Raw genomic sequence first — 3,617 nt, forward strand, 5'->3', positions numbered from 1 at the left:
ACCAGCCGGCTGACCCGACCCAGGCTCTGCTGGACCTGTACACCATGCCAGAGGCAAATCGAGGCTCACTCGAGCTGACCGATGGAGCCTACGGCGACCGTGACACGGTACGCGCAAACAATGTGCTGCCGCCGGCCCTGCAGACCGACAACAAATACCCCACCAACGGCAAGCCCAGCCCGTTGTTCGGGGCGCTGCCGTTTACCCAGCAATTACTGCTGTTCGAGGAATTCGGCACGGAAAGACTCGACCCCACGCTGCCGGCGCCACCCCTGACCTTCCCGGTGCCCACCCTGGGCGCGGCACCGGCGCAGGACCCTAACGTGGTGGCCCGCAGCGGCCCCAGCGGTACAGCCCTGGAAGCCTTCCTCAAACAGCCGGGCCTGTACCCGTTCCCGACCCAGTACTCCAACGTGCTCGACCGAAACCCGTGGAAGGCGCAGATCGAGATGTTCCTCAACCGCCAGCCGGTTGGTTCGCCGGCGGAAGGCCGGCCACCAGGAAAAGGCTGGTCGCACCAGCGCTGGAACGAGTTCTACCCACAGGCAGGGTTCAAGACTGCCCAGGCCGGTGCGCGCATCAACCTGGGCCTGCGTGACCGCAAGCAACTGCACAACTACGCAGTTGGCGAGTTTGCCCCGGGCGGCCTGTACTACCAGACCTCGGATATCCCGAACACGCTGGGCACCACCAAGGGCATCGACACCCGCTTTCACCCGAAGATGCCACTGCAAAACCACAAGTCGGTATGGACCTTCGACGGTACCTTCCCGCCCAAGCTGCTGATGGTGCGCTATGGCCAGCCGATCCTGATGCGCCACTACAACGCCTTGCCGATCGACCCTTCGGCCAACAACGGCTTTGGCCTGCACACCCTTTCGACCCACGAGCACAACGGCCACTCACCGGCCGAGAGCGACGGCTTTGCCAACGCCTACTTCTTCCCAGGACAGTACTACGATTACCGCTGGCCGTTGCAATTGGCTGGTTACGACACCATCAACACCCGCGCCCAGGACCCGCGTGCGGCGTTCCCCTGCTCGCCGGGTGAAACCCTGTTCGTCAATGACGCCTCGCCAGGCCTGAAAACCTGCCAGAACGGCAGCATCAAGATTCGTGGTGACTGGCGCGAAACCATGAGCACCCACTGGTTCCACGACCACATGATGGATTTCACGGCGCAGAACGTCTACAAAGGCAACGCCGTGATGATGAACTACTACAGCGCCCTGGACCGCGGCAACGAGGCCCTGCAGGATGGCGTCAACCTGCGCTTTCCCAGCGGCTCGGGCATGCCGTGGGGCAACCGCGACTACGACGTCAACCTGGTGATCGCCGACAAGGCCTGGGATGCCAACGGCCAGCTGTGGTTCAACCCGTTCAACACCGATGGCTTCCTCGGCGACCAGATCCTGGTCAACTGGCAGTACCGGCCCACGCTCAAGGTACGCGCGCGCAGTTACCGGTTCCGTATCCTCAATGGCTCGGTGTCACGCTACTTCAAGTTTGCCGTGGTGCGTGAAATTGCCGGTACCAGTGGCGAGTTCAAAGGCCCTACCGGCTCCAATCTGTCCTATGCGCGGGTGCCGTTCCACATGATCGCCAACGACGGCAACATCATGGAACACACCGTGCCATTCGACGGCACGCTGGACCTCAATGGTGACGGCAACCTGCAGGACAACAACGGTATCCTGCCGCTGCAGGGCATCGCCGAGCGTTACGACATCATCATCAACTTCGCCAAGAACGGCATCAAGGTCGGTGACAAGCTGTACTTCGTCAACCTCGAGGAGCACCAGAGCGGCAAGGGCCCGGAAGGCGCCATCTCGCTGGCCGACGTGCTGTCGGAAAAGTACAAGCCAGTGATCAAGCAGACCAGCAAAGGCCCGCGCTGGGAAAACGGCGACCCGGGGATCGGCAAGTTCCTGCAGCTTGTGGTGCAGCCCTACAGTGGCCAGGACCTGAGCATGAACCCGGCCGCCTATGAGCCAGCCAAGCCGGGCAAGGCCGAAGGCCTGAAAATGCTGCCGCTGCCGATCGACCGCAACTCCGCCGCCGACCAGGTCAAACTTAAGGCTGCCCGCCACCGCGAGTTCATCTTCGGTCGCTCCGACGGTACCGACACCCAGCCCTGGACCATCAAGACCGACGGCGGCTTTGGCTACAGCATGGACCCACGGCGCATCAGCGCGGCGCCACAGCTGGCCCAGCAGTCCACCGACGGCGGTTTCAGCGGCGACGGCACCCTGGAAGTGTGGAAGATCATCAATGGCGGCAATGGCTGGAGCCACCCGGTGCACGTGCACTTCGAAGAAGGTGTGGTTCTGAGCCGCGACGGCAAGGCCCCGCCAGAATGGGAAAAATGGGCACGCAAGGATGTGTATCGCATCGGGCCGGACATCGACTCTTCGGAAGAAGTGGAAGTGGCGATCCGCTTCCGCGAATTTGCCGGTACCTACATGGAGCACTGCCACAACACCCAGCATGAAGACTCGTCGATGCTGCTGCGTTGGGACCTGGAGCACCCCGGCCAGTTCCAGGTGATGCCGACCCCGCTGCCAGGCTGGGATGGCGTGGAGTATGTGGCTTCGGTTGGCCTGCCGACCTTCCGCACCCTGGACCATGATGACGACGACGCGGCCAACAAACCGCCGGTCGCGGCCAACGACAGCGCCGCTACCACGGCCGGCAAGCCGATCACCCTGAACGTGCTGGCCAATGACACCGACCCGGAAGGCAACCTGCCGCTGACCGTCGTCGGCCTCAGTCAGCCAGATTCCGGGCAGGGCAACACCAGCACCGATGGCACCAAGGTGACCTACACCCCGCCGGCCACTGTCACCACGCCATTTACCGCCAGCTTCAACTACACGGCGCGGGACGCCAAGGGCGCCGAATCGGTAGCACCGGCCACAGTCAGCATCGCGGTAGGCTCGGCGGTGGTGGTCGACCAGATCCAGGTCACCAGTGCCACGGTACAGGTGCTCAGCAGCAACCGTTTCACCTGGGAAATCACTGGCACTACCTCGGTGGCCTCGGGCAACAGCATCACCGTGACCGCGGCCACTACCGGCGGCCCGGTGAACCTGGGCACCGCAACAATGACCGCCACGGGCAGCGGTGCCAGTTGGCGGTTGGTGGCAACCACCTCGGGCTACGGCCCGGCCACGCCGGCGTCGGTCATCGTGAAGTCGGCGCTGGGGCAGAGCGTGACCGCGCCAGTCAGATACAAGTGAGGTAAAGCGGGGGCCGCTGTGCGGCCCATCGCCGGCAAGCCAGCTCCCACCTCGACCGCATCGGCTCCGAGCCTTGTGCAGTACCTGTGGGAGCTGGCTTGCCTGCGATGGGCGGCAGCGCCGCCCCCAACACCGTTATCGACGAGGACCGCATCATGTCCGGCTCATGGCGTTTCTTGCTGGTGCTCTCGCTGTTCGCCGCCAGCATCCCGTACTGGCCGCTGCAACCGCAACAACCCGTAGCCGAGGAAGCGGCAACCCCTTGGGGCGCCAACTACTTCCCCAACATCCCCCTGCTTACCCAGGACGGTGAAAAGGTGCATTTCTTCGACGACCTGATCAAGGACAAAGTGGTTGCCATCAACTTCATCTTCACCG

General features: G+C 63.5%; 1 protein-coding gene and 1 pseudogene. Both read left to right on the forward strand.

Features of this window, described 5'->3' with window-relative positions; all coding sequences use genetic code 11:
- The coding region (locus JV551A3_RS15755) for an Ig-like domain-containing protein (RefSeq protein ID WP_133978897.1) at positions 1-3,239 on the forward strand (3,239 nt) is incomplete at its 5' end.
- 155 nt (positions 3,240-3,394) lie between these two features.
- A pseudogene (locus tag JV551A3_RS15760) lies at positions 3,395-3,617 on the forward strand (SCO family protein); the annotation flags it as partial.

The organism is Pseudomonas inefficax, from assembly GCF_900277125.1.
Taxonomy (GTDB): domain Bacteria; phylum Pseudomonadota; class Gammaproteobacteria; order Pseudomonadales; family Pseudomonadaceae; genus Aquipseudomonas; species Aquipseudomonas inefficax.